28 protein-coding genes are annotated in these 25,096 nt (G+C 41.3%); 5 read left to right on the forward strand and 23 right to left on the reverse strand.

All coding sequences use genetic code 11. The features are described 5' to 3' along the window. Positions 1-37: 37 nt before the first annotated feature. The 4 genes from QM968_RS03845 to asnA all read right to left on the reverse strand — a co-directional run bounded on the left by QM968_RS03845 (position 38) and on the right by asnA (position 3,210). Positions 38-1,120, reverse strand: a complete 1,083-nt coding sequence (locus QM968_RS03845) for a SepM family pheromone-processing serine protease (protein WP_156671493.1) — start codon at positions 1,118-1,120, stop codon at positions 38-40. Beyond that, on the reverse strand, positions 1,104-1,592 hold the full coding sequence (coaD, locus tag QM968_RS03850) for a pantetheine-phosphate adenylyltransferase (protein ID WP_414382394.1): 489 nt from the start codon (positions 1,590-1,592) through the stop codon (positions 1,104-1,106). The genes QM968_RS03845 and coaD overlap by 17 nt, the downstream gene beginning before the upstream one ends. Then, entirely contained in the window at positions 1,582-2,121 is a 540-nt protein-coding gene (gene rsmD, locus QM968_RS03855) for a 16S rRNA (guanine(966)-N(2))-methyltransferase RsmD (RefSeq protein ID WP_414382396.1), read from the reverse strand. The genes coaD and rsmD overlap by 11 nt, the downstream gene beginning before the upstream one ends. 96 nt (positions 2,122-2,217) lie before the next feature. Beyond that, positions 2,218-3,210: an aspartate--ammonia ligase gene (asnA, locus tag QM968_RS03860; RefSeq protein WP_414382398.1), complete on the reverse strand. Its 993-nt coding sequence runs from the start codon at positions 3,208-3,210 to the stop codon at positions 2,218-2,220. 160 nt (positions 3,211-3,370) lie between these two features. Between asnA and QM968_RS03865 the strand changes: the two genes are divergently transcribed. From QM968_RS03865 to QM968_RS03880, 4 genes are read left to right on the forward strand one after another with little or no spacing between them, the layout of a single operon-like run. After that, entirely contained in the window at positions 3,371-4,048 is a 678-nt protein-coding gene (locus QM968_RS03865) for a helix-turn-helix domain-containing protein (RefSeq protein WP_414382401.1), read from the forward strand. A gap of 2 nt (positions 4,049-4,050) precedes the next feature. Continuing rightward, positions 4,051-5,463 carry a Y-family DNA polymerase gene (locus tag QM968_RS03870; protein ID WP_414382404.1) on the forward strand — a complete coding sequence of 471 codons (1,413 nt, stop codon included), beginning with the start codon at positions 4,051-4,053 and terminating at the stop codon, positions 5,461-5,463. Then, complete coding sequence (locus QM968_RS03875; RefSeq protein ID WP_414382406.1) at positions 5,460-5,831, forward strand: hypothetical protein; 372 nt, start codon at positions 5,460-5,462, stop codon at positions 5,829-5,831. The genes QM968_RS03870 and QM968_RS03875 overlap by 4 nt, the downstream gene beginning before the upstream one ends. Then, positions 5,812-6,114: a DUF5960 family protein gene (locus QM968_RS03880; RefSeq protein WP_049514180.1), complete on the forward strand. Its 303-nt coding sequence runs from the start codon at positions 5,812-5,814 to the stop codon at positions 6,112-6,114. Before QM968_RS03875 ends, QM968_RS03880 begins: the two co-directional genes overlap by 20 nt. A 51-nt stretch (positions 6,115-6,165) precedes the next feature. Here QM968_RS03880 and QM968_RS03885 read toward each other — a convergent pair whose 3' ends face one another. The 18 genes from QM968_RS03885 to QM968_RS03970 form a co-directional block, all read right to left on the reverse strand. Beyond that, positions 6,166-6,882, reverse strand: a complete 717-nt coding sequence (locus QM968_RS03885; protein ID WP_049514178.1) for a YebC/PmpR family DNA-binding transcriptional regulator — start codon at positions 6,880-6,882, stop codon at positions 6,166-6,168. Positions 6,883-6,981: 99 nt separating this feature from the next. Then, the gene (locus tag QM968_RS03890) at positions 6,982-9,951 is read right to left on the reverse strand and encodes a type I restriction endonuclease subunit R (protein ID WP_414382409.1); all 2,970 of its coding nucleotides are present in this window, start codon (positions 9,949-9,951) and stop codon (positions 6,982-6,984) included. 88 nt (positions 9,952-10,039) lie between these two features. After that, on the reverse strand, positions 10,040-10,594 hold the full coding sequence (locus QM968_RS03895; RefSeq protein ID WP_371611112.1) for a hypothetical protein: 555 nt from the start codon (positions 10,592-10,594) through the stop codon (positions 10,040-10,042). After that, a complete protein-coding gene (locus tag QM968_RS03900; protein WP_414382411.1) occupies positions 10,591-11,559 on the reverse strand; it encodes a DUF6731 family protein in 969 nt (322 codons plus the stop codon). Before QM968_RS03900 ends, QM968_RS03895 begins: the two co-directional genes overlap by 4 nt. Before the next feature lie 3 nt (positions 11,560-11,562). Beyond that, positions 11,563-12,849, reverse strand: coding sequence for a restriction endonuclease subunit S (locus QM968_RS03905; RefSeq protein WP_371611110.1), 1,287 nt, complete (start codon positions 12,847-12,849; stop codon positions 11,563-11,565). After that, the gene (locus QM968_RS03910; protein WP_414382415.1) at positions 12,842-14,950 is read right to left on the reverse strand and encodes a type I restriction-modification system subunit M; all 2,109 of its coding nucleotides are present in this window, start codon (positions 14,948-14,950) and stop codon (positions 12,842-12,844) included. Before QM968_RS03910 ends, QM968_RS03905 begins: the two co-directional genes overlap by 8 nt. Positions 14,951-15,070: 120 nt before the next feature. Beyond that, on the reverse strand, positions 15,071-15,325 hold the full coding sequence (locus tag QM968_RS03915; protein ID WP_049486093.1) for a Txe/YoeB family addiction module toxin: 255 nt from the start codon (positions 15,323-15,325) through the stop codon (positions 15,071-15,073). A 3-nt stretch (positions 15,326-15,328) separates the two neighbouring features. Continuing rightward, positions 15,329-15,583 carry a type II toxin-antitoxin system Phd/YefM family antitoxin gene (locus QM968_RS03920; protein WP_003014291.1) on the reverse strand — a complete coding sequence of 85 codons (255 nt, stop codon included), beginning with the start codon at positions 15,581-15,583 and terminating at the stop codon, positions 15,329-15,331. Positions 15,584-15,962: 379 nt separating this feature from the next. Next, positions 15,963-17,057 carry a nucleotidyltransferase gene (locus QM968_RS03925; RefSeq protein ID WP_414382418.1) on the reverse strand — a complete coding sequence of 365 codons (1,095 nt, stop codon included), beginning with the start codon at positions 17,055-17,057 and terminating at the stop codon, positions 15,963-15,965. Positions 17,058-17,063: 6 nt separating this feature from the next. After that, positions 17,064-17,804, reverse strand: coding sequence for a class I SAM-dependent DNA methyltransferase (locus QM968_RS03930; RefSeq protein WP_414382421.1), 741 nt, complete (start codon positions 17,802-17,804; stop codon positions 17,064-17,066). A 445-nt stretch (positions 17,805-18,249) separates the two neighbouring features. Further along, positions 18,250-18,603 (reverse strand): ribosome silencing factor, encoded by a 354-nt coding sequence (rsfS, locus tag QM968_RS03935; RefSeq protein WP_414382424.1) that lies wholly within the window; start codon positions 18,601-18,603, stop codon positions 18,250-18,252. Further along, positions 18,600-19,118 (reverse strand): cysteine hydrolase family protein, encoded by a 519-nt coding sequence (locus QM968_RS03940; protein WP_414382427.1) that lies wholly within the window; start codon positions 19,116-19,118, stop codon positions 18,600-18,602. The genes rsfS and QM968_RS03940 overlap by 4 nt, the downstream gene beginning before the upstream one ends. Continuing rightward, on the reverse strand, positions 19,119-19,715 hold the full coding sequence (gene yqeK, locus QM968_RS03945) for a bis(5'-nucleosyl)-tetraphosphatase (symmetrical) YqeK (RefSeq protein ID WP_414382430.1): 597 nt from the start codon (positions 19,713-19,715) through the stop codon (positions 19,119-19,121). Next, on the reverse strand, positions 19,715-20,344 hold the full coding sequence (locus QM968_RS03950) for a nicotinate-nucleotide adenylyltransferase (RefSeq protein ID WP_049491277.1): 630 nt from the start codon (positions 20,342-20,344) through the stop codon (positions 19,715-19,717). Before QM968_RS03950 ends, yqeK begins: the two co-directional genes overlap by 1 nt. Before the next feature lie 21 nt (positions 20,345-20,365). Then, a complete protein-coding gene (yhbY, locus tag QM968_RS03955) occupies positions 20,366-20,677 on the reverse strand; it encodes a ribosome assembly RNA-binding protein YhbY (RefSeq protein ID WP_006595720.1) in 312 nt (103 codons plus the stop codon). Between the two features lie 225 nt (positions 20,678-20,902). After that, complete coding sequence (gene yqeH / locus QM968_RS03960) at positions 20,903-22,009, reverse strand: ribosome biogenesis GTPase YqeH (protein ID WP_414325018.1); 1,107 nt, start codon at positions 22,007-22,009, stop codon at positions 20,903-20,905. Positions 22,010-22,011: 2 nt separating this feature from the next. Beyond that, positions 22,012-22,539, reverse strand: coding sequence for a YqeG family HAD IIIA-type phosphatase (locus tag QM968_RS03965; RefSeq protein WP_118095844.1), 528 nt, complete (start codon positions 22,537-22,539; stop codon positions 22,012-22,014). 197 nt (positions 22,540-22,736) lie between these two features. Continuing rightward, the gene (locus QM968_RS03970) at positions 22,737-23,414 is read right to left on the reverse strand and encodes a hypothetical protein (RefSeq protein WP_414382433.1); all 678 of its coding nucleotides are present in this window, start codon (positions 23,412-23,414) and stop codon (positions 22,737-22,739) included. A 139-nt stretch (positions 23,415-23,553) separates the two neighbouring features. On the opposite strand from QM968_RS03970, the gene QM968_RS03975 reads away from it, so the two are divergent. After that, complete coding sequence (locus QM968_RS03975) at positions 23,554-24,168, forward strand: TVP38/TMEM64 family protein (protein ID WP_414382436.1); 615 nt, start codon at positions 23,554-23,556, stop codon at positions 24,166-24,168. 152 nt (positions 24,169-24,320) lie between these two features. Here the strand turns inward: QM968_RS03975 and QM968_RS03980 are convergent, their stop codons facing one another. After that, a complete protein-coding gene (locus QM968_RS03980; RefSeq protein ID WP_414382439.1) occupies positions 24,321-25,076 on the reverse strand; it encodes a DUF3883 domain-containing protein in 756 nt (251 codons plus the stop codon). Positions 25,077-25,096: the final 20 nt, after the last annotated feature.

A 25,096-nucleotide genomic window follows, 5' to 3' on the forward strand; every position in this document is an offset into this window, starting at 1 on the left:
GTACTTTCAAGTACGAGACTGATCTAACAAGATACTTCTACTTCTTTTTCAAATAATCTATGGCATCTTGAAGGGTTTTGACAGGCACAATTTTCATCTTCGAATGAATTTGTTTCGCTGCTTCTTTAGCGGTTTCATAGTTTGATTTAGCCTTGGGATTGGCTTTCTTTTCTTCTTTGGAAACAGGGTTATTAGGGGCAAAGAAAATTTCTGCTCCTTCTTTATCGGCTGCGACGACTTTCTTGTCAATCCCACCGATATCGCCAACCGTTCCATCTTGGTTAATGGTTCCTGTCCCTGCAATATGGCGTCCCTGACGAAGATCTGGATCAGCCACTTGAGTGTAGATGGCTAGGCTAAACATCATGCCGGCACTTGGTCCACCAATCCCTTGGGTCGCAAATTGGACAGGAACATCGCCTTTGGCTTCAGTCCGGTCGATCAGGCTAATTCCGATTCCGTTTTTCCCATTGGACAATTTGATGATCTTTCCGTCTGCGGTCTTGGTTTGTCCATCCTCTATATAGGTCACCGAAACAGGGTCGCCAATTTTTTGAGAACCAACATAATCAATCAATTCTTTGGAACTCTTAAAGGTCTTGCCATTCACACCAGTTACGGTATCCGCAATGTTCAAGACTCCTTTAAAGGTCGAATCATCTGCCACCTGCATGACATAAACACCAAGAAAATCCATCTGGGTTTCTTTGCCAGCTGTCTTCAATCCTTGGTAAATGGCCATATTTTGCGAGGTTTCCATATAGAATTGGTTGATTCGCGTAAATTCTTGGCTCGAACTACCACCTGTCATATCCTTGGCAGAGTAGATATCTGTAAAAGGTGTCGCCCAAGCATAGATCAAATCAGCTGGGGTCGCCTCTTTCACTGCTACGGTTACAAAATCATAGGATCCTGACTTGGTATCCATTTTTCCATCCACTGTCATGACGGATCGAATATCTTCTGCCGTTCCCGGCATCTCAATATAATAGGGAAGGCGGATCACAAAAGCAGCTAGCAAGAGAAGCAAGAAAAGAACTCCTGCAATCGGCCATCGGTATTCTTTCAACCGTCCTTTTTTCTTTTTAGGGGTCAAGCTTGGTTTATTCGCTTGTGTCATCTTTAATTTCCTCCATTACACTCTCTGGGACATACGGTGAGATATCCTGCTGAAAAGCCAGCAACTCTCGAATACGCGTCGAACTAATGGCCTGGTAAGGAGGCTGAGCGTAGAGATAAACCGTCTCCAATTCAGGCGCTAACTGGTGATTAAAATAATCCATATTAGCTTCGTATACCAGATCCTGCGCATTGCGCAAGCCCCGGATCAAGGTGATAACCCCAAGATTGCGCGCCACTGTCACAGCCAACTCTTGGGTCGACGTCACAATTTCAACATTTTCCAAATGAGCCAAGGCCCCTTCCACCATGCGCACGCGCTGCTCAATGGAAAAGAGTCCGACTTTTTCCGGATTATAAAAAATTCCGACATAGACACGGTCAAACAAGCGACTAGCTCGCTCGATCAATTGCACATGCCCAATGGTAATCGGATCAAACGATCCTGTAAACAATCCAGTTCTATCTGACATATACTGTTACCTTACTAATTCCATAGATTTTTTCTTTCCAGATTCCCACTTGTCCGATTTCCTCAGGAAGTTCTACATATTTATCGGTTTCGCACACAATTAGGATATCCTCTGACAAGAGTTGACGCTCGCACAAGGTTTCGATATCGCGGACAATCTCTTCCTTGGCATAAGGAGGGTCCAAGAAAACTAAGTCAAAGGTGCCCGTTAGAAGCCCCAAGGCTTGCTTGGCCTCCATTTTTAGTAGTTGAAACCGTTCCTTTTCCTTGGTCATGGCAATATTGGCTGCTATAATCTCCTGCGCTCTGCGATCTCTTTCCACTAGAACGGCCTCTGACATGCCTCGAGAAACTGCTTCGATAGAGAGACCACCGCTTCCAGCATAGAGATCCAGCACTCTTCCACCGTCAAAGTAAGGACCAATCATATTGAACATGGCCCCTCTGACCTTATCAGAAGTCGGCCTGGTTGTTTTTCCTTCAAGTGTTTTGAGGGGACGTCCCCCATAGGTTCCAGATACTATTTTCATAGGGACCATTATACCAAAAAAACTCAGAAAATTGCGATTTGATATGGTCAAGCGACAATTAAAAGAGCCGAGCACTCTGCTCGACTCTTTCCTTCCTTATAGGATATTTTCATATTCATCGCGGACAGATTGAGGCCAGACACTGGTTTGGACTTCACCGATATGTTTCTTACGAAGTAAGAACATGGCCAAACGAGATTGCCCGATCCCTCCACCAATTGTGAGTGGGAAAAGACCGTTTAACAAGGCCTTGTGCCACTCTAATTGGAGACGATCTTGGTCCCCTGTAATCGCAATTTGACGGCGAAGCGTTTCCTCATCGACACGGATTCCCATTGAAGACAACTCAAAGGCTGAACCTAGGACATCATTCCATACAAGGATATCACCATTCAATCCCTTGTAGCCATTTTCAGATTCTGTTGTCCAGTCATCATAGTCAGGTGCACGTCCATCGTGTGGTTTGCCATCTGCCAGCTCTCCACCAATCCCGATCAAGAAAACAGCTCCGAATTCTTTGGCAATGGCATTTTCGCGCTCTTTTGAAGTTAAGTCTGGATAGCGTTCCACCAATTCTTCAGTGTGAATGAAGGTGATTTGTTTTGGAAGGACAGACTCAATATCATAACGCGCTTCTACTGCTAGTTCTGTTAACCGAATCGCCTTGTAAATTTTTTCAACTGTTTCTTTGAGGTAGGCGATATTGCGTTGACCATTTGGAATGACTTTTTCCCAATCCCATTGGTCTACATAAACAGAGTGGATGGCGTCTAGCGAATCTTCATCTGGACGAAGAGCCTTCATATGGACGAAGAGGCCTTCGCCTTCGCCAAACCCAAAACGTGCCAAGGTATGGCGTTTCCATTTCGCAAGTGAATGCACGACTTCATAAGTCTCATCAGGAATTTGAAGGACCTTTACAGATACCGGATGTTCAATCCCAGAAAGGTTATCTTGCATCCCGTCTCCGACCTTGCTCAAAATTGGCCCTTGGACTTCAATGATGTCCAATTTATCTTTTAAATATTGTGTAAAAGTCGTTTTAACAAACGAAATTTCTTTTTGTTGGTGTATAAAACTTTTTTTCATATAATCCCTCGTTGATAGAAGTTGTAAAACTGATTATACTCTTTTTTCACTTAAAATCCAAGTCTTTCCATCCCCTTATAACGGAATTTTTCTCTTGCAAAAGGATTTTATTTTTGATAAACTATATGTAACTTTTAAAACGTTACGTAGGAGAAGCGACATGTTTGATGCAAAAAAACTAAAAGAAAGACGCCTGGAAAAAGGCTTGACCCAAGCAGATGTCTACGAGGATCTCAAAATTTCTCGCAAGACTTACTCCAGTTGGGAGAATGGCTTAGCGGAGCCACACGAAAAAAATCTCAGGAGGTTGGCCAAGCGCCTCTCCGTTAAAGAGGACTACTTTATTAACAAAGAGTCTGCACTCTACACCTACCCTTTATTAACCCCACCTCATCAAAAGAAAGTCGACCAATTGGCCAGCCAGTTATTAGAGCAGCAGCAAAAAGTTGTTTCCTTGACGGCTTATAAGGTTCTTTCAATTGAGCTGGCAGCTGGTTTAGGACATACCTTTTATGATAACGAAACAGACTATGAAACCGTCTATTTTGACAAAGAGATCCAGCATGACTTCGCATCTTGGGTATCCGGAAATTCCATGGAACCTCTCTACCCCAATGGCTCTGTTGCCCTCATGAAGCAGACCGGATTTGACTATGATGGAGCTGTCTACGCCCTCATCTGGAATGGAAAAACTTACATCAAGAAAGTCTATCGGGAAGCGGAAGGCTTGCTCTTAGAATCCATCAACCCTGATTATGACGATTTATTTGCTCCTTATGAAGACGAGCCCAAAATCGTCGGTATTGTAGTCGGGCATTTTCTTCCACTTGAGGTGTAAGTATGCTATTTGATTATTCACGTGAGCCTCATTCTGATATTGCTTTTGTGGATATGAAAAGTTTTTATGCTAGCTGTGAGTGTGTCCGTCTGGGGCTCAATCCCTTGACCACTTCCCTTTGTGTCATGAGCCGAAGCGACAATTCTGCTGGCCTGATTTTGGCCAGCTCTCCCGTTTTCAAACAAGTCTTTGGCAAGAAAAATGTCAGCCGGAGCTACGACCTACCTTTTGATCTCAAAACCAGAAAATTTAATAGCTACGTCGCCGAAAAGCAAGGATTGCCAACAGATCCAGCCTTTATTGCATCCATTGAATCCTGGGCCAAGAGGACTCTGATTGTGCCTCCACGGATGAATGCCTACATTCAGGTCAATATGGAGATTCAGAAGGTCTTTCAGGAATTTGCGGCACCAGATGATATTTTCCCTTACTCGATTGACGAAGGCTTTATCGATCTGACTTCTTCCTTAAATTATTTTATTCCAGATTCCTCCCTCTCTCGAAAGGAAAAACTGGATCTCCTTTCTGCCAGAATCCAAAAAAGGATCTGGCAGGAAACTGGAATCTACTCTACCATCGGCCTCAGCAACGCCAATCCCCTTCTTGCCAAGCTAGCCTTGGACAATGAAGCCAAGCATTGTCGAAATATGCGCTCCAATTGGTCTTATGAAGATGTAGAAAGGAAGGTCTGGAAACTGCCCCAGCTCACTGATTTTTGGGGTATTGGACGTCGCACTGAAAAACGATTGCAAGGGATCGGGATCACGTCGATTGCTGAACTAGCCCAGGCTCACCCAGATCTCTTAAAGAAAGAATTCGGAGTCATGGGTCTTCAACTGTGGTTCCATGCTCATGGCATTGATGAAAGCAATGTCCACAAGCCTTATCGTCCGAAATCACGAGGCATTGGTAACTCTCAAATCTTGCCCTATGACTACTATCTACAAGCCGACATTGAACTGGTATTTCGGGAGATGGCTGAACAGGTGGCTATTCGCTTGCGACGGAAAAAAAAGAAGACCCAACTGGTCTCCATTCATGCCTCCTACTCCAAAATCGAGGGGCTTCCGTCCATTCACTGCCAGCAAAAGATTGAGCCCACCCAATCCACCAAGGTTTTATCCGATACGGTTCTGCGGCTCTTTCGCTCCAAGTACGAAGGAGGCGCCATTCGGCAGATTGGTGTTTTTTATGGAGAACTTGTCGAGGAGTCTCTTCAACTCTTTTCTCTCTTCGATGATCCAGTAGCCTTGGAAAAAGAGGAGAAACTCCAGCAGACGATTGACCGCATTCGGGACCAATTTGGCTTTACCTCTCTTCAGAAAGGCTCCTCATTACTAGAAAACTCACGCGCCATTGCACGCAGTAAACTAACAGGCGGACATTCCGCAGGAGGCTTAGATGGATTAACATGATCGACCGTTCTTATCTCCCTTATCAATCCGCACGCGAATTTCAAGACCGTGGCATGGCCAAATGGGCCGGCTTCTTTTTATCTGAGCACACAACTGCCCTTCACACCAAAGAAATCAACCGCAGTCAGCTCACGGTTCTTCCATTTGCTGAACAGATTCAGCTCCTCGAGCAGGCCTTCCAACAACAAACGACGATCTCGATCACGACTCTAGAGGGGAATCAATTTGCAACCTACACAGGTTCGATTCACACCTTATCTGCTTCTGAGCTTCTTCTCAAAAGCGATGGCCACTACCACCGGCTCCTTCTGACCTCTATCATTTTTATTGAAGCTGAGGAAACACCGTATGAAACCGATTCAGACTAAACACGAATTACAATTTGATTATTTTTCAGAGAATTACCACCAATTTGAGACAGACTTTTACAAGTGGGCGGCTACTTCTACGCCGCTCGTCTTTTTAGAAGACGATATTCTCCACTCTATGGCAGCAGGCCAGCGAAATTATTTTCGTCTCCACCATACTAAAAGTCGAGATCATCGAGACCATTATTTCTATTTTAAGGTTTCCACACTCTCCCAATCACCCCTGACTCGTATTTACGCTTATACAGGACATTTCTTACAAAAAAAGGATAGCTTTATCTGAGAAGCTATCCTTTTTTTTAATTTTTAATTTCACTACAGTCCGTACGAGTGATTAGAATCCATCTACGTTGGTGTAGATTTTTTGTACGTCTTCATCGTCTTCAAGAACGCTATAAAGTTTTTCAAAGGTTTCCAAATCTTCACCTGACAACTCAACTTCTGATTGAGGAATCATTTCCAATTCAGTTACTTGGAATTCTTCAACACCTGATTCACGTAAAGCAACGATCGCTTTGTGAAGATCAGTTGGAGCAGTGTAAACAGTGATGCTTCCTTCTTCTGCTTCAACATCATCTACATCCACATCTGCTTCAAGCAAGAGTTCAAAGATAGCATCCGCATCGTCACCAGCAAAGACGATGACACCCTTGTTGTCAAAGAGGTAAGATACAGAACCAGAAGCTCCCATGTTACCGCCGTTTTTACCAAAAGCCGCACGGACATTGGCAGCTGTACGGTTAACGTTTGACGTCAAGGTATCAACGATCAACATCGAACCATTTGGTCCGAACCCTTCGTAACGCCCTTCTGTAAAGGTTTCGTCAGTATTTCCTTTTGCCTTATCGATCGCTTTATCAATCACGTGTTTTGGCACTTGCGCTTGTTTAGCACGGTCGATAACGAATTTCAAAGCAGTATTCAATTCTGGATCTGGTTCACCCTTTTTAGCGGCTACATAGATCTCAACACCAAATTTGGCATATACTTTTGAGTTAGCACCATCTTTGGCAGTTTTTTTGGCTACAATATTGGCCCATTTACGTCCCATGAGGATTCTCCTTAATTTTTTTCAAATTATTTTCAATCTTTAACATTATATCACAAATCATTGAAGTTAGACTAGATTTTTCTAATTTTAGAAAGGATACTATTCGGCTTTCAAATGTCGATAGACATCATCAATGAAGATATTGGCAATCCGTTTTTTAAAGGCTTCATTGTTGAGAAGTGCTCCATACAAATCTTGGCTTTGAGAATACCCTTCTGTTAATGCATTGTCTATTTCCTCTTCAAAAGCAAACTTAAAATCTTCACGAGAGTTCACATGTGCTGATTGTTTAAGCCTTGGATTCTTCTTCAATAACTCTCGAATAGAGACTGCACCGCTCATTCCAACTTCAGGTTCAATATTCAAATCAAACTGTTCATTTATTTCTTCCAAGATTTCTGATAAGCGCTTTTCTTGGTCTTCTGTCACTGATGTTAAACTTGGTTTAGGTAAGTTCACTTCATACTTTTGATCTAATTCAGAAACTCCCACAAATGAACCCGTCTTTTTATGTTTCATATAATCAACGACTATCTTATCGGCAATCGTAAAGTCATCACTACCAATCCGAACATCAATCATCTTCACTAAGCGTTGAAGATAATTGTATCTCTCGTGTAAGACTTCATTTTGATAAGCAGTTGCTTGAATCAAGAAGGTATACATGCGTAAGAAACCTCGAATCACCTTACGAATAGATAACTGTTCTTTATCAGTGTAGCGTCTGACTCTCTCATAGCCTTGATTCAGAAGAGCCACCATCTTTTGTTTATCTCGACTAGAGCGTTTCTCTTGATACAAATATTGATTGAACTCATGTACAATCTCTGTATCTAAAATGCCATATTCGTCTAATTTCCGATCCAAATCTAAGACATCCCGAGGCGAAACTGTTTCTGATAAAATCGTTGTTCGATAATAAGGAGCAAAAGCAGATTGAATGTCTTCATAAGTGTTTTTAAAATCAAGAATAAAGGTTTTCTTGTTGTAACCTCTGAAGATTCGATTCAGACGGGATAATGTCTGAACAGCCGCAACACTCCGTAATTTCTTATCTACATACATGGCCACCAACTTTGGTTGATCAAATCCTGTTTGGTATTTGTTGGCCACAATCAAGACCTGATAGTCAGCTGTATTAAACTGATCTTTTAGGGCATCTTCTTTACAGTGATTCATCTGTGATTCAGAGTACTCCTTACCACGATAATTTACCTTACCTGAAAAAGCAATCAAGGTCCCAATACTAGTAATACTATGTTCTTCAAAATATTTCTGAAAGGCTAGTTGGTACTTCACCGCAGCTTCACGTCCAGATGTCACAATCATTGCCTTCCCATGTCCACCTAACTCAGCCATAATATCATGGCTGATAAAATGATCCATAATGATCTCAACTTTTTGATTGATATTTTCATCAGACAATTCAATAAACTTAGCAATCTTACGTTTTGCAATTGTGGTTTTCAGTTCAGGATCTTCTTCTACAGCTTTATTTAACTTGCAGTATCTCTTATAAGTCGTATAGTTGTTCAGGACATCCAAGATAAAGCCTTCATTGATTGCTTGTTTCATACTATAGACGTCAAATGGAGCTTTCGAGCCGTCTGACTGTGTCGTACCAAACAACTGTAGGGTGGTTGCCTTAGGAGTGGCTGTAAAGGCAATGATTGAAACGTTATCTTGCTTACCTGTACGCGCAATCTCCTGCTCAATCGCATCTGCAACGGTTACTTCCTGAACCTCATCGATGGTTCTATCTTCTGTATCCGTTTCAGTCAAGACCTGACTAACTGAACTCATATAAGAGCCCGTCGTAGAGCTATGCGCCTCATCGATCAAAATAGCAAACTTCTTGTTGGCAGTGTTGCCTACAGACATCCAATCCGACTGATTAATCTGTGCGAATTTATGGATTGTGGTAGCAATGATCTTTGTATTCCCTGCGATGGCATCAGCTAAATCACTTGATGTCTCACGATCACCCATCACTTTCACGACACCGTTCTTATGATTAATCTGTCTAACAGCGTCTTGTAACTGACGGTCTACTACAATACGGTCTGTGACAATTAAAACTGTATCAACGATATTTCTATTTTGATCATCATGAAGAGACACTAAACTGTGGGCAAGCCAAGCAATGGTATTTGTTTTCCCTGAACCAGCTGAGTGTTGAATCAAATAATTGTTATCCGTATGATTGATCTTCATATCTTCCAGAAGACGACTGACCGCTCTACGTTGATGATATCTTGGGAAGATAAGAGTTTTCTTTTTAGAGTTAGTCTTATCGACTTCATAAAAGATGAAACTCTCAACCAGTTGGAGAATACTATCCATGGTCAGGACATCTAGCCATAAATACTCTGTGTCCACTCCGTCTGGATTATGGGGGTTTCCACTTCCTGTGTCAATCCCTTCTCCTTTTCCCATATTAAAGGGTAGGAAGTAGGTTTCTTGACCTTTTAACTGGGTAGTCATGTAAACTTCCAAGATATCTACAGCAAAGGAAGCCAAAACTCCCTGCTCAAAACGAAAGAGGCGATTCTTGGGATTACGACCCTTGAGCTGCTTAATAGCATCCTGGACCGATTGTCCATTTGGGTTGAACTTAAGCTCAATAGCAAAAAGAGCCAATCCATTGATGAAGATAACAAGGTCGATGCGATCATCCTCTTCATAAACCACCTCCTCAATCACAGACAGGCGATTGGCTTGGTATTGCTGAAGGGCCTTTTCATTAAAACTAGTCGCAGGTTTGCGATAGAGAAGACACAGTTGCTTGTTTTCAATAAAGACACCCTCTTTTAAGGCGAACAAAAACCCACCCTTGACGATTTCTGTATTGATGAGATTGATGATCGTCTCCTTACTCAGTTTTTTAAGAAGATAATCCATGGTCTCCTCCTGGGTTTCCATCAGAAAATCCCAGAGGAGTTCCACATCCATGGCTAATCGAGGGTCGTACTGGGCAGCATCCCGCTGGATATAACCATTTTTTTCTTTTAAGTCTTTGATAATCCACTGCTGGAAATCATAGCGCTCCTTCAAGCCCAAATTTGCCATAGTTTCTCACTTTCTTTTTCTCTAATTCCAGTATTTACCAACTTACAGAAAATTCATTTTACTATCTATACCAGACAATCTTCAATATTTAGTATTTTTCTCCGTTAATTCGGGAGTATCTTTCTGATTTTTCTTCTTCTGTTTCTGCGTCTGTGTTTGATTTCAATTTTACACCATTCTCAGGTTTGTAGAACAACATTTTTAAAAGCAGTCTTATTGAACGATATGACATACCTAAAAATACACCTGCACTAAATATCCAAATATAAAAACCGGCATAATTAATTTTTATCTGATTCTCACCTAATAAAAACAATACATTTTCATGATGGCGCAGTTCTTGCATAATAACAGAAAAAATATATATAGCAAAAGCTGATATTAAGGATTGAATTAGATTATTCTTGAATACTTTCTCAACTCTATTTTCTTCAAACTTAGTAAGTAGTAAATTTCCTGCAACTAAAACAATCCCATACATAGATGTATAAAATCCAATAATTAGTCCCGAAAACTGAATAAGAGATTCTAGAATATTTTCGTACCCTAACATGTCAGGTCCTATAGACAAACATAGACTTAAAAATAAAACAAATAATCCCAGAAACCAAGGATAAGTCATATTTAGAATAGAATTTTTCATTGTATTGTCCTATTTATTTCATGCTTGCGCGCCGTTGTATATTCATCACCCAGATATAATCTCTTCATTTCAAAAAGAACACTTTCAGGATTTAATCTTTGTTTGGGTGGTAAAGTAAATTCATAAGTGTCAAAAATAAGCGCATTTAATAAGTTCAAAGGTTCAATTTTATTATACTCATTCAATATAGACATATGGGCCTTTGAAAATGAATGAGGATTTTCTTCGATTTGCTTCATAATTTCATCAACTTCTTCAATGTCTAGTATTTCCTCTTTAGTCCTAGGCGCTGCGACAAAAGAAACTTCTATATTTAGGCCATTTAACGGTGAAGCATCATTTATTATTTTTTCTAAAACACCGTTAAGACTATCCGAAACCTTTCTTGCAACATTATCCTCCTTGTCAAACGTGTTCGCTGTTTTTATTGTTAGTTTTTTAACCCCATTGCATCTTCGTACTCTCTGAAATATTTCTTTAGATACTATTGGTAAAAAATCTATTTTCTGTTTATCTGTTCTTTCTAAATTCCAGAAATAATTTATATATTCAATAATTCCATGAATAGACAGACCTTGAATATTTCTTTGTACCATAGCAACACAGTTTTCAGGATCAAATAATATCATTGTATCTTGAGCAGGATACTCATTTTCTTCCAATATAAAATCTGATTCCATATCTGAAGTCTTACGAGCTACATATGATGTTTGGATTTCACTTAACCTCGTAAAACGTAGTTCCAATAGCCCATCATGATTCACATGCATGTTTTGCAAACGAATTGTGTCTCCACCAAATTCATAATTCTTATCTGAAATAGATAAACTAGCCATCACATCTGAACACCACGTAGTTAAGTCATACATCTCATGAACAATATTATTATTTTGTCTATACTCAACACGAGTTTGAAAATAGAGGAATTTGACCTTTTTTCGATTATCATCACCATATGCAACCATTTATTATACTCTCCTCTTCCCTGTTACATAATCATAAATAAGCGTTTGTCGTTGTTTATTAATATTTTCAATTTGCTTGAACTTGATTTTAATTAGTTCATCAATTCTGCTTGTTTCATTATCAAGAAAATCAACAATTTGGTCTTGTTCTTCACTTTTAGGCTGAGGAATACTCCAATTTTTAATTAAATTTTGACTGATGTTTGGTTGAGTTCCACCTTGTGCAGAAAAAATTAAATTACTTTTACTTGCTTCTATGGCATATTTCCCAAAACCAACTTTTTCAGAGGATCCCGACATTACGACAACTGCCTGATTAACACAAGCATCAATATAACTCACAGCCACATTGCCAACTGAAGCACCATACATTGCTAAAGCAACAAAAGGTGGTTGATATATTTTTAATGCCGAAGTAGATCTAAAACCTTGATAACTAATAGTTTTACTTACACTCGTCACTGTATCAGTTTGATATAAATCTCCAGATTGAATCCAATTTATATCACCATCATAGAATATTTCATTATCGCTTTTAGGCGTAGAACCACTACCAATTTCATCAAAGATATATTTGATAGCTTTCACTCCCCATCCTTCAGGCACCTGTCCAATCCAGTCGATTCCTGAATCTTTCATTGGGACTGTTTTATCCAGTCCTTTTGTGACGGTCTCATAAATCAAGCTAGAGCGGTAGTCTTTGAGCTTTTGAATTTGCTCCTCCAGTAGTGCTTTAGCTTTATCTAACTGGGTGGTTTTCTTGTCTAGAAAATCAGCAATTTTTTGTTGTTCTTTGATATCAAATAAAGGAACAGTAATATTTGAAACTAACTGTAAGTTTAGTCCATCCCTATCCTCGCCTTTTAACCCTCTTATATAAGAGTATCCAGCTTTAAAAAAGTAATATAAATACTGATTATTTAGCCTGTTTCCATCGACTATAAATGACGCTAATGATTGATTTGATGCCGTCTCAATAGCTAAAATTGCTACAGTACCTTTTGTTTTTCCTTGCCCATTCATAGCAAGCATTACCGTACCAATGGGCAACAGTTTTGTCGAAGAGTTCTTCAATGCTAAATTTGTTATAGTTTCAGCAGTATATTTTACAATTTCTTGATTAACTTCACCAGATGACATCCAATTTATATCCCCGTTCCAAAACAACAAATTATTTCTATCGGGAGTCGCACCTGCAGATATTTTTGAAAAATACTTAACTTTCCCACTCTCCCACTCTTCCGGAATCTGTCCAATCCAGTCGATACCACTCTCTTTCATCCTAGTCATGTTTTAGTTCCTCCAAGAGAGTCTGTAGTTCTGCTTCCAAGTCATAAAACTCTGCCAAGAGCTTGTCTGCACTTTCTGGTTCTTGGTATTGATAGAAATAGCGGGTAAAAGGAATCTCGGCTCCATAGCCCTTCTCCTCATCAAACCAGTAGTGAGTGTCAGGTACATGGGGATAGACCTCACGCGCAAAGTAGTCTTCCACATCCTCTGTCAGCTTGACGATTTCACTATCCTTGGTTGTCTTATCATAGACAATCCCTCCAGCAATCTCATTTGGCTTGTCTTTCTTCTTAGTGCGGATAACTTCTGCCGTCTTATCCATCTCACTCATAGCTAGGGCTAAAGCATTGATATTAGCGGGCGTTACCTTGATATCCCCCAATAAATCCTTAACGACTTGGACAAAGCTTTCAAAGTTAGGATAACTGTCATCCGTGATTCCTTCATGAAGAGCATCTAAGATAGCTTCTTGCTTAGTCTTTCCAGCTTCGAAGTCTTGTAATTTTTTCTCCTCTTTTGCTGAGCGTGGCTCCTTCTCTAGTAATTCTTGATACTGGTATTCGTCAAATAGTTTAGCTAGGAAAGAAACACTCTTGGACTTCTCAATAGTTTCTTTAGTAATCCAGCCACGTCGTTGCAAAGGTTGCATGACTGTATACTCTCGGTATAGAAACTCATTCTTATCAAAGATCTTCACATGGTCATTTTCTTTAAAATCATCATACCATTTGAGGATCTGGCGGATATTGTCTTGAGACAACTCACGACGTTTTTGTCCCAGAGATTTACGCAAAGGAACAAACTCTTCCGTCGCATCGATGAACTGGACCTTGTTTTGACGCTCAGGAGATTTATTTTTATTGTAAATCCAGATATAAATCCCAATCCCTGTATTGTAGAAAAACTGTCCTGGAAGGGCAATAATAGCTTCTAGTAAATCATTCTCAAGGATGTAACGGCGGATCTGACTTTCCCCAGATGAAGTGCCCCCAGAGAAGAGAGGTGAACCGTTTGAAATGATAGCCGCTCGTCCGTTTTCCTCTAGTTTAGCTAAACCATGAAGATGGAAAAGCAGCTGTGCATCGCCAGTTCCCGGAGTCGCTACAAAACGTCCTTGTCGACCTTCTGTAGTAACAAAGAGGTTATGATCTGCCTTAACAGCTTCCTCGACGCCATCTTCCGCATCTTTCCCGCCCCAAGATTGACCAAAAGGAGGATTGGCAATGACAAAACTCATCTTCGTATCTGGGAATGGATCGGGATCTTTTAGGGTATCCGCCTTCACAAAATAATCCGAGTCTTCCTGACGAATCAACATATCAGCTCGACCAATCCCGAAAGTTTCATCTAAAACTTCCTGACCAAAAAGACGGACAGTCGCTCCTGTATCTAGTTGACGGATGTAACTTTTGGCTGTCGTTAGCATACCACCTGTCCCAGCAGCCATATCTAAGATTTTCAACTCTTTTTTATCGACAAATAATTCTTCATCGGCTTCGATCAGGAGCAGATTGACCATTAGAGCAATGACTTCACGAGGTGTATAGTGAGATCCAGCTTCCTCATTTTCAGAAAAACGACGGATGATATCCTCGAACATATAGCCCATCACCATAGAGTCCACAGAACTTGGTGATAGGTCGATCTGAGAGAACTTTTTGATGACAGTAAAAAGACGCCCAGACTTTGCAAGCGTGTGGACCTGTTCTTTAAACTTCAGATTTTCAATAATATCCTTCACACGACAAGAGTAGCCATCTAGATAGGCAATAAAATTTTCTTCGATCGCATTGGGATCATTTTGAAGGTTTTCAAGTGTGAAAGGACTAGTATTATAGTATTTGTAACCAGATTTGTTCTCAAGAACCTTCTCTGGTGTATTGGGATTTGACTGATAAAGGGCCACTACTTCGTCTTTGGTTGGCAATAAGGCAGCTTCTAGACGAGTTAAGACAAACATCGGAATGATGACATCTCGATACTTATCTGCACGATAAGCCCCACGTAAGGTGTTGGCAATCGACCAAACTGCATTGACCACATTTGAAATCTGAACGTCGTTCGATTGAAATAATGGTAGTTTTTCTTTAAAATTAGACATTTGCTTCCCCTGTTTTTATATTAACATTCGCTTTTATTATACCATAAAAGCCCACTTATAAAGCGGGCTCAAATAATATTTTAAGTAAAACGATTATACAAGATCTTTAAGTACAAAGACTTAATAATGATCTTTAAAAGAGAGGAAAGCGACACCTGACTCATCTATCATATAAATCAGGCGATTCTCTGCATCAATCCGCCTTGACCATGCTCCTTGAAAGTCATATTTCAAGGGCTCAGGCTTACCAATCCCAGCAAATGGATCCCTTTGGATCTCTTTGATAAGGGTATTGATTCGCTTCAGTGTTTTTTTGTCCTGACTTTGCCAGTAACAATAATCCTTCCAGGCATCTTCTGTAAACTTGAGTAACATCCGTTACCCCTCAATCTCATGGAGTTGAACCTGGCCAGCTCGGACTTCTGCCATGCCCCGTAGGACCTTATCCGACAATTCCTTGTTCTGAGCTAGTCTCAGAGTTTCTTGTAGGCTGTCCCACTCGCTCTTAGAGATGACCACAATATCTTCATCAGGATTCTTATTTACAACCGTCAAAGGCTCAAACTCATCGTTCACCTTCTTCATATAATCCTTCAAATGATTGCGGAATGTTGAATAAACGACTGCTTCCATGACCATACCTCATTCTACCTCTTTTCTTTTATTATACATGAAAAAGAAAAACTTGTCAGGAACTTGTACAAGTATTTTCATCTCTACCTAATTATTCGTAAAAAGTTTCTAAATTTGGTAAAAAAAAAGATAAGTCTGGGACAAAAGTCCTAGCCTCTCAATTATTTTTGGATTGTCGAGCAAGACGCCGTGGTTGAGTGGGCTCTACTACGCTGATTTCATCAGCTTTTACAGCCCTACTCAACTGTGCGGAGGTGGGACGACGAAATCGAATTCTATCGAATTACCGATTTCTGTCCCACTCTCAAACACTGTTTCTGTGCATCATCACTTTCTTGCCTTACGTGAATGTGAGCAGAGAAAATTTACGTCAGACTGTTTATTCTTCCACTCTCACTGGCACCCGACCCCAGATCTGTTCTGGCAATTGGGGATGGCCTAGCTGATAAACCTGATCCGCTTGTTGGGTCAAACTGTCCCAAGGTTCCTTACCAATCCGCGTCACCAAGTCCACTTGACCTTTTAGTGACTTGAGGTGGGCCTGTCCCTTTGCGGAAAATCCTAAGACATGAATGGCATCTGGAAGAGCTTGATCCATCGCCCCTACCAAGATGTAGGTCAAGATGCGACGGACACGAGCCTTGGTATAGCGCTTGGTTGCCACTTTATCCACCAGATCTTCCACAGAGCTAGCACCTCGAATGGCATCCTTTATCCGATTGGCCAGTTCTTCATTGACTTGGAAAATCTGTGTCAGCTCCGGATGGGTTAGGATTTGATAACGGAGCAGTTGGTCATAATCCTCCCAAGACACCTGTGGAGCCGACTGAAAGAGTTGGCTATTGGGCATGAATCTAGCGACAAAGTCCTGATCTTCCTTGTGTAGGCGTAGACTAGTCGCAGAAGCATAAGCTACCTCTTTTTCCTCCGAATGGTAGCCCGCACCCTGACGTTGGATAGCCTTGAGCGCAATCCCTTTCCCAGCACAAGCCTTGGCATAAGACAAGCCCAAGATATGATTGGGAGTATCCCCTGTAAACTCCACACCAGCAAAGGTTTCCCACATTTTTTGGGTCTTCTGTGGATAGGATAAATCGTCCGGAAGGCTTCGCAAGAAAGCTTCCATTTCCACTTCTTTCTCAGAGTAAACAGTTGCAATCGCTTGGTAATCTAAGACCTCTTCTGTCCCAAAGGTCAATTGGTCGATTCCCAGACGGGACAAGATCTCCACCGCTCCCTTAGCAAAATGATCCGCCGATTGAACAGCCACGAGAAAGGGGAGCTCGACCACCAGATCCGCTCCATTTTCCAAAGCCATCTGAACCCGTGTCCACTTGTCTACAATGGCAGGCTCGCCACGTTGAACAAAATTCCCAGACATGACCACAATCTTCAGCCCTTCCGCTTGTTCCAGCAGGTACTTGTGACCATTGTGAAAGGGATTAAATTCTGCAATAATACCTGTAACTGTCATGTTTTCCTACTTCTGTGCTACGAAGAACCAACGTTTGCTAGTCTTTGTTGGCTCTTTGTCCTCAAAGTCTGCATACAATTTGAAAGATTTAAAGCCAGCCTGCTCCAATAAGATATCATAGGTTAAAACTTCATAGGTGCGCTCCTCATGGACTTCATCGTGCCGACTAAAGCTGCCATCCTCTTCTTGGACAAAGAAGGTCAGCTCATGGACGATCGAGTGAGGGGCCGCATCCTCATAGGTATCCCAGAGCATGGCAAAGTCTTCTGCATTTTCATGATAAGAATAGCCCGGAAAAACCTCATCCGTCTGGTAGGTCGAATGGACATCAAAAATAAAGACTCCGTCTTCATTAAGGACATTGTAGACTTCTTTGAAGACATCTCCCACTTCTACCTCGTCCTGCATATAGCAGATAGAATCCGAGTAGCAGGTCACGAAATCATAAGTGCCTGCTTGCGACAGGTCCAGCATATTGCCCTCGATAAAATCAATCTTCTGCTTAGCTGAAGCAGCTCTTTTTTCAGCAATCTTCAGCATATCAGCACTCAAGTCTAATCCTGTTACGTCAAAGCCAGCTTGGGAGAAACGGACAGACTGAATCCCTGTCCCACAAGCCAATTCCAGTAATTTTTTCTTATCTTTTGTCTTTGGGAGATGGCGGAGGGAAAAATCCGTCCACAAATCATACAGACTGTCATCCATGACCGCATCATAGACCGCTGCAAACGTTTCATAAGTCGCCATATTCATGATACCAAGTCCGCCCGTAATCCGATAGAAAATTAGGGGAGTGAGACAGAACGAGTTTTCTTAGAAAATTCGTTCGTTGTCTCACCCCCGCAAGGCTGATTAGGTACTCTTCCGAGCTTAAAAAGCGAATGAAGAGTCCAATCAGCTACTGCGTCAAACAATAAATTTTTTAGTTAATAATTTGACATAGCCCTATCTATTTTCCGAGAATTACAGGACGGGTTCAAATCCTTTCTAAGATACAAAGAGCGTTAAAAGCAAAGAGAAAATAGGAAACTTTCTGCCGTATCGTCAGATACAAAGGAAGTTACTCTTTTTCTCACAGCTTTTAGCTCGTGTTCCGTTACCAAACTAACTTAACACGAGGCCCCATCCTTTCTTTCCATAGAATTTCAATTTAACCAACAAAACTCAGTTGCTACCAACTGAGTTTAGCTGCTTATGCTAGGGTTGCTGAAAGATCGACAGCATTTGCTTCGTGCCATAGTTTTTCTAGGTTATAGTGAGCACGCATTTCTTCTGAGAAGACATGGACCACTACACCACCTAAGTCAAGAAGGACCCAACCTCCTGCTGAGTCACCTTCGACGTGGCTGGCATTGCCACCAGTTTCAACGACTTTCTCGCGAATATTTTCTGCGATCGCTTCCAACTGACGGCTGTTCATAGAGCTTGCGATAACAAAGTAATCCGTCACGCTGGTCAAGCTTTGAACATCCAAAGCTACAATATCTTCTGCACGTTTTTCATCAGCCGCTTTAACAACAAGTTCAAGTAATTCTTTTTCTTTCATTTAGTCCTCTTTCTTTTAAAAATTGTTTTATAGTCTAAGACATCCGCAAAACGTTCTTCCCAAATATTTTCATAAAATTCATTGAGCGTTTCTGCTGGGATGTCCTCTCCATCAAAGGTTGTGACAGCTCCTTCTGGAACGACCAGCTTATAGCCGTATTCAAATCCCACTTTGACGGATGTATCGACACAATATTCTGTCTGCATGCCACACAGGACCAGTTGTTCAATCCCTTGTTGATCCAGGTATTCTTTTAATCCTGTCTCTTTAAACATGCTATTGTATCGCTTCTGAAATACCTTTTCATTTGCCTGTCTCTTCAACTGAGGCGATAATTGCCAATGTTTCGAGGTGAAAGCCTCTGGAGTTTCAATATGCTGCATGTAGATGATTTCAATCTGCTGTTTTCTAGCCCGATCTTGCAAATAAGCAATCTTCTCCAGAAGCTTTTCTGTCTCAAAACCTGTTTCCACGAGGATATTTTGTACATCAATAATGATTAAAGCTGTTTTCACTCACTGCTCCTCTTTCAAATACTTCACAAAGGCATTGTAGGTTTCAAGGGTTTGGGGATAAATCGGTAATCCTTGGTGAGCCAGATGTTCGACTGTGCGAGCCGTCTCATAGGCCACGGCACGATCCAAGGAGACTTGGGCGATTTTACGAGCTTGATCTACCCCTGGGAAATCCCGATTGTGTTCAATATAATCTGCCACATAGACAATCTTGTCTAAGGTTGACATCCGCCCACTTCCGACCGTGTGAATCTCAATACTGCGAAGAATGGCTGGATCTGTCAGTCCGAGATCTTCTTGGATCTTATAAATCCCAACCATCCCATGCCAGACATTGTTGCCCCAGTTTTTTAAAGCTGGATCTAGCTCATAGCGATCAATCAAGTCCAAAAATTCCTGATCTGATAATTTCTTGGCATAGTCATGTAACAAACCTGCTAGGCCAACCTGCTCTTCATCAGCCCCATAGCGTTTGGCCAAGTCACGCGCAGCCTTCTCAACCCCTAAACAGTGGGTTAGTCGCTTTTCTGGCAGGATTTGACGCATTTTTTCAAGTAAGACATCACGAGAAAAGCCAAGGTAGTTTTCATAGGTCATTAATACAAACCTTCTTTCTTGATGTAGTCCAAGACTGGTTTTGGCAACATAAAATTCGGCGTCCGGCCTTTAGCAAGAAAATCGCGCACCATACTAGAGGAGATATCCATTAGGGGAACATCCACCCATATCACCGGATAAGAAGTCCCTGCCTTATAGCGTGGTCGCTGTACTCCGACAAATTGCACAATCTCCACCAATTCATCGATGCGGTGCCATTTGGGTAAATAATCCACCATATCTGCACCAATAATGAAGTAATAGTCTGTGTCTGGATCGCGTTCATTGAGCAAGATCATGGTATCGTAGGTATAGGAAATCCCTTTGCGCTCGAGCTCAATCGTCTCGATTTCAAGACCTTCAATGCCTTCAATGGCTAATTCCAGCATCTTGAGGCGATGGTGCTCTGCAATCGTCCCCTTAGCATCGACATGCGGTGGCTCATACTCAGGCATCAAGAGCACCTTATCTAACCCTAATTGTTGGCGCACTTGATCCGCAACGACCAAATGGGCATTATGGACCGGATTGAAATTCCCACCCAAAATACCAACTTGTTTGCGTTTCTTGTCTTTGATCTCTGGCTCTAACTCTACCTTGGTAAAGGGAGTCAATAGTTCAATTGCCATAGGTTTGCTCTCCTGTGTCTCTTAGATTTCTTTTACTTTGACTGAAATCTTCCGGTTTTCTTTTTTGCTTGATTGTTTATACAAGATGAGGATGCGTCCAATTTTTTGAACCGTATCCACACCGATTTCTTCTTCCAAGATTTCCGCTACTTCATGGATATTCTCGTCCGTATTTTGAAGGAGGGTGACCTTAATCAGTTCGCGCGCGTCTAACGCTTGGCGAACACTGGTTTTAATTTGATCGTTAAGGCCGTTTTTCCCAATTTGGATAATCGGTTTGAGACTGTGGGCTTGGCTATTGAGGAAAGCCCGTTGTTTGGATGTTAATGTCATGTTTTTACTTCCTTTTTTCTTGATCGTTATTTTAAGTGGTGGGGACGGCCGGAACTAATTTTTCAAAGATCTCATCTTTGAAAAATGGATTTCCTCACCTCAAAATGGAGCCTGGGTCTCCATTTTGCCCTTGCCAATCTCACGATTGGCAACTACACCACGGCAATAACGATCGCTTTATGAGCTCACTTTGTTCGCTCTTCAGATATATTTTTTCCTGTTTTTTTAAATAATAGCTTTGCGGGTGACGACGGCGACGCCTTCTGGTGCCCACACAGCTACTTTGGCTTCCCCATTGACGCGGATCCAGCCGAGTCCAGAGATGACGAGGTCTGTCTTGTCCTTGATGGTAAACTCATGGGAAATCAAGGGTGGGAATTCTTCTTTTTCCTTGCTATTAGGGGGAGTTAATAAGCTACCGACATGCTTATCATAAAAGGCCGTCGCTCCTTCGAGCTTGGTCCGATGAAGCTTGAGTTCGTTATCAAAGAAGGCGGTGAAACCTTGCTTTTCTCCCTTGATAAAGTCAAAGCGTCCCAGACCACCCAAGAAGAGGGTTTGCTCTGGGTTGAGCTGGTAGGTCTTGGGCTTGATTTCCTTTTTAGGGCTGACATACTTGAGGTTTTTAGCCGTCAAGTAGTGAGCCATCTGGTGGCGATGGATAATCCCTGGTGTATCGTAGATGTAGGATCCATCATCCAATGGGATTTCGATCTTGTCCAGTGTTGTCCCGGGGAAGCGAGAAGTTGTAATAATATCCTTATCGCCTGTGATTTCTTGAATAATCGCATTGATGAGGGTCGACTTCCCTACGTTGGTCACACCCACCACGTAGACATCACGTCCTTTGCGGTGCTGCTCAATCTTTTCCATCAAGTCCTTGATAGCACTCTTGTTTTGGGCAGAGGTGAGGACCACATCGACAGGACGCATGCCTTCTTCGTGGGCTCGCTCCATCAACCAATGGGTCACCTTGCTATCCTTGACAGACTTGGGCAAGATATCCTTTTTATTACCGACCAAAAGCACATCATTTCCTGCTACAAAACGGGGTAAGCCAGGGATAACGGATCCATTAAAGTCAAAAATATCGACTACATTAACCACGAGTGCGTCACTATCCCCTACTTCGTGAAGGAGTTTTAGGAAATCATCATCTGTCAGATGCACATCTGTGATTTCATTATAGTGACGTAGACGGAAACAGCGTTGGCAATAAACTTCGCCTGTTTCCAAGCCCTTTTCAAGAGCTGATTGGGGAGTATAGCCTAGCCCCTCTTTGTTTTCTGTCTGAATGGGGGCTCCACAGCCAATACAGAATAATTCTTCCATTCTTAAATTCCTTTTTTGTATACAATCGGACCATATTTTTCGGCCATTTGCTTCATCACACGGCGTTCACGCGCCCGGTTGATCTGGGTCTTGATGGAGTCATGCTCGACCAAAGGCTTGACCAAAATCGAACGAATGCCCGCCCGATGAGCTGCTCGAATGTCGGTCATCAATTGATCCCCTACCATGACCACTTCATTTTTTTCATAGTGGAAACGTTTGAGAGCACGATCAATCCCAAAGGTAAAGGGCTTAAGTGACCAAGCTTCATAGTCAATATCAAATTTCTCAACCGCACGTTTGACCCGTTTAGGACTATTATTGGACACCACGATGACCCGAATCCCGCCATCACGAAGGTCATGCAACCACTGGCGCATCTCAGGAGTGCCGTCCGGATTGTTCCAAGCAATCAAGGTGTTATCCAAATCCACGAGGACCGCCTTGATGCCCTGTTTTTTCAAGTCTGTAACGGTGAGATCATAGGCTGCTTCCACCGCAAAATCTGGTTTGTAATTTTCGATTGACACGTTTTTCTCCAAACATTCGTATTCTCCCCATTATAGCATAAAATAGGCTTTTTAGCACGGATGACTTGATTCCAAGGCAGAGATCGACGTACTCGTAAATGAATGCGAAATCTCTTCGTTTCCTTTTCTAACAAAAAAACTTTCCAAAATGGAAAGTTCTATGGTAGATCGAAAAGCAATTTTAGATACAGGCTAAACTATTCTCCATTTTTTTCTTTTCGTAATGTTGATTCATGAAGTGTTTGAAGGTTCAGTATTATTCCCTCAGCACCTTCTTTTTCTCCTCTTTCGATATGAAGTACTTTCGAGAATTTCTGAAAATCACTTTTTTCAACACCTGGTGCAATACGAATGTCTACAGATTGCCATTCGCCTTTATTCTCTTTAAAACCCACTAAAGCGACAACAAAATCAGTCCCCACCGTCTGCCCACCTGCCAGATGGTTCGCTACGTTTCCAAACAATCCATCATAAAATGTTGGATTAGGTACCGCAAACAAGATAATATCTTTTCTCTTTAGATCTCCATCAACACTAGCGATAGAAATTTCATCTACATTTTCCAATACCGGCAAAACTTTCTCAGATTTTAAGACAGAAATACGTAAAGAATCGTTGTAAGGTGAATTTGGGTTCATAATTTTATCGTAACTGTAAACATACTCTGTACCCATACAAAGAAAGAACAATAAAAAAGGCATACATACAAGTAGCAAAACAAGTTTTTTCCTTCTTACCAAGTTGTGAAATGAGATATAAACAGGGTAGATTGATAAAACGAGCCAAATTATAAAAAAGATACCAAATACCTTCTCTACATTAGCAAAAGCTATTTCCCATAATTTCTGATGGTATAAGTTTATATATTCTTCCACTACATCCTCCCCTAATACCTAGGATATTTATTCTAGCTTCCAATTACATCATTATACCATCTTTTCAGACTTTCATCACCAGAGCTTACAAATAGACTAAAAAATGGTATAGTAGAAGAAAAAGAACTCGGAATTTTTTATGAAACAAACAAGCTTAAAAGAGGTCTCTCCTCTTCTCCAGCGTATCATTAATTGGTCTTCCATCATTGGAGCTCTTGGGACCTTAGCCTTTTGTATCTGGGCCTACTTTTCTGGAATCCTTCAATCCAAAGAAACCCTGTCGGCCTTTATTTTGCAAGCCGGAATCTTCGGGCCTCCTCTTTTTATCTTGCTCCAAATTCTCCAGACGGTGGTACCTATTATTCCCGGCGCCCTGACATCTGTAGCTGGTGTTTTCATATACGGCCATATTATCGGGACCATTTATAACTACATCGGCATCGTGATCGGTTGTGCCATTATCTTCCATCTCGCCAGAATGTACGGACCTAAGTTCGTCCAATCTATGGTCAGCCAGAAGACTTATGACAAATACATTGGCTGGCTCAATGAAGGCAAGCGGTTCGATCGCTTCTTTATCTTCATGATGATCTGGCCAGTTAGTCCTGCCGACTTCATCTGTATGCTGGCAGGTCTGACCAATATGACCTTCAAACGCTATATGACCATCATCATCCTCTGCAAACCCATCACCCTGGTCATCTACACCTACGGCCTAACCTACATCATCGATTATTTCTGGAAAATTGTCTAAAGCATAACACCACCTCTAAAGACTAGGAGGTGGTGTTTTTGTAAAAAAGAGAAACTTAACCAGTTTTTTTAAATTACTCTATATATGGTTATCCCATTCCATCTATGAGCTCATATCAGTATGTGTAATAAGCACCGCTACGTTTATATTTATTAATATAAATCTTCCAAGCTTCTATATTCAACGACTTCATTTTTAATAACATTTTTTTCAAATTCAAAATGGTTAAGTGGGTTATCAATCAATACCAACCTTGGAATATCGTCGAGATTAGTGACTAGAGATAGAATAAAATCTGATTGATATTCCTTAGCTTTCTCAAATTCTTTGGCGGTCAAACGAATACGTCCTTTAGGTTTTCGGATACCTTTAACCTCAGCAAGGTATGAATGTTCTTGAACATCTACTTGGAAATCATATCCATCACCATAAAGACGGGCATCAGTCAATTGGCCACCTTGAAATTTTTCTTCCTTATCAAAATGGTGTATGAAATAATTCTCTGCTTCCATTCCAGTTTCTTGTAGGCGTTTGAATTTCGTTCGAATGATTGGTTTTTCAACGATGGTCATGCCTGTTTTCTTCCCTTCACTCGCAAGCAGCATTTTGACTATTTCTGCAAAACTGTGAACATCCTCATTTCCAAACATCATGTCAATTAAATCTTTTCGAAAACGGTAGACTTTAGCTTTTTGCCACCAACCTTTTCGATTGTTATCAAAATAGGGGTCGAATAAATCCATTCTATTTTTGACGACACCCGTTGTTTCTACAACGCCTAAAGAAACTATGTAACGATAAAACTCGGATTTACTAGAGCATTGAAATTCCTTTATAAAAGTGTCATCAAACTTAGCAAGACCATAGCCAATCAAGTTTAACAATTCATAGTGAGGGTGTTTAGACATAACTTTCTCCATCAATAGAT

Source organism: Streptococcus sp. OMI870, from assembly GCF_047460295.1.
GTDB lineage: Bacteria > Bacillota > Bacilli > Lactobacillales > Streptococcaceae > Streptococcus.

Bases quoted from the DNA above. Each gene is read 5' to 3' on its own strand.
- QM968_RS03950 (WP_049491277.1), bottom strand. From the start codon at position 20,344: ATGGCAATTGAACTATTGACTCCCTTTACCAAGGTAGAGTTAGAGCCA.
- asnA (WP_414382398.1), bottom strand. From the start codon at position 3,210: ATGAAAAAAAGTTTTATACACCAACAAAAAGAAATTTCGTTTGTTAAA.
- QM968_RS03845 (WP_156671493.1), bottom strand. From the start codon at position 1,120: ATGACACAAGCGAATAAACCAAGCTTGACCCCTAAAAAGAAAAAAGGA.
- QM968_RS03900 (WP_414382411.1), bottom strand. From the start codon at position 11,559: ATGGTTGCATATGGTGATGATAATCGAAAAAAGGTCAAATTCCTCTAT.
- yqeK (WP_414382430.1), bottom strand. From the start codon at position 19,715: ATGACCTATGAAAACTACCTTGGCTTTTCTCGTGATGTCTTACTTGAA.
- QM968_RS03885 (WP_049514178.1), bottom strand. From the start codon at position 6,882: ATGGGACGTAAATGGGCCAATATTGTAGCCAAAAAAACTGCCAAAGAT.
- QM968_RS03930 (WP_414382421.1), bottom strand. From the start codon at position 17,804: ATGGCGACTTATGAAACGTTTGCAGCGGTCTATGATGCGGTCATGGAT.
- QM968_RS03870 (WP_414382404.1), top strand. From the start codon at position 4,051: ATGCTATTTGATTATTCACGTGAGCCTCATTCTGATATTGCTTTTGTG.
- QM968_RS03895 (WP_371611112.1), bottom strand. From the start codon at position 10,594: ATGAAAAATTCTATTCTAAATATGACTTATCCTTGGTTTCTGGGATTA.
- rsfS (WP_414382424.1), bottom strand. From the start codon at position 18,603: ATGAAAGAAAAAGAATTACTTGAACTTGTTGTTAAAGCGGCTGATGAA.
- QM968_RS03920 (WP_003014291.1), bottom strand. From the start codon at position 15,583: ATGGAAGCAGTCGTTTATTCAACATTCCGCAATCATTTGAAGGATTAT.
- QM968_RS03910 (WP_414382415.1), bottom strand. From the start codon at position 14,950: ATGTCTAATTTTAAAGAAAAACTACCATTATTTCAATCGAACGACGTT.
- QM968_RS03905 (WP_371611110.1), bottom strand. From the start codon at position 12,849: ATGACTAGGATGAAAGAGAGTGGTATCGACTGGATTGGACAGATTCCG.
- QM968_RS03975 (WP_414382436.1), top strand. From the start codon at position 23,554: ATGAAACAAACAAGCTTAAAAGAGGTCTCTCCTCTTCTCCAGCGTATC.
- QM968_RS03925 (WP_414382418.1), bottom strand. From the start codon at position 17,057: ATGACAGTTACAGGTATTATTGCAGAATTTAATCCCTTTCACAATGGT.
- QM968_RS03875 (WP_414382406.1), top strand. From the start codon at position 5,460: ATGATCGACCGTTCTTATCTCCCTTATCAATCCGCACGCGAATTTCAA.
- QM968_RS03915 (WP_049486093.1), bottom strand. From the start codon at position 15,325: ATGTTACTCAAGTTTACAGAAGATGCCTGGAAGGATTATTGTTACTGG.
- QM968_RS03890 (WP_414382409.1), bottom strand. From the start codon at position 9,951: ATGGCAAATTTGGGCTTGAAGGAGCGCTATGATTTCCAGCAGTGGATT.
- yqeH (WP_414325018.1), bottom strand. From the start codon at position 22,009: ATGGAAGAATTATTCTGTATTGGCTGTGGAGCCCCCATTCAGACAGAA.
- rsmD (WP_414382396.1), bottom strand. From the start codon at position 2,121: ATGAAAATAGTATCTGGAACCTATGGGGGACGTCCCCTCAAAACACTT.
- QM968_RS03865 (WP_414382401.1), top strand. From the start codon at position 3,371: ATGTTTGATGCAAAAAAACTAAAAGAAAGACGCCTGGAAAAAGGCTTG.
- coaD (WP_414382394.1), bottom strand. From the start codon at position 1,592: ATGTCAGATAGAACTGGATTGTTTACAGGATCGTTTGATCCGATTACC.
- QM968_RS03880 (WP_049514180.1), top strand. From the start codon at position 5,812: ATGAAACCGATTCAGACTAAACACGAATTACAATTTGATTATTTTTCA.
- QM968_RS03980 (WP_414382439.1), bottom strand. From the start codon at position 25,076: ATGTCTAAACACCCTCACTATGAATTGTTAAACTTGATTGGCTATGGT.
- yhbY (WP_006595720.1), bottom strand. From the start codon at position 20,677: ATGACATTAACATCCAAACAACGGGCTTTCCTCAATAGCCAAGCCCAC.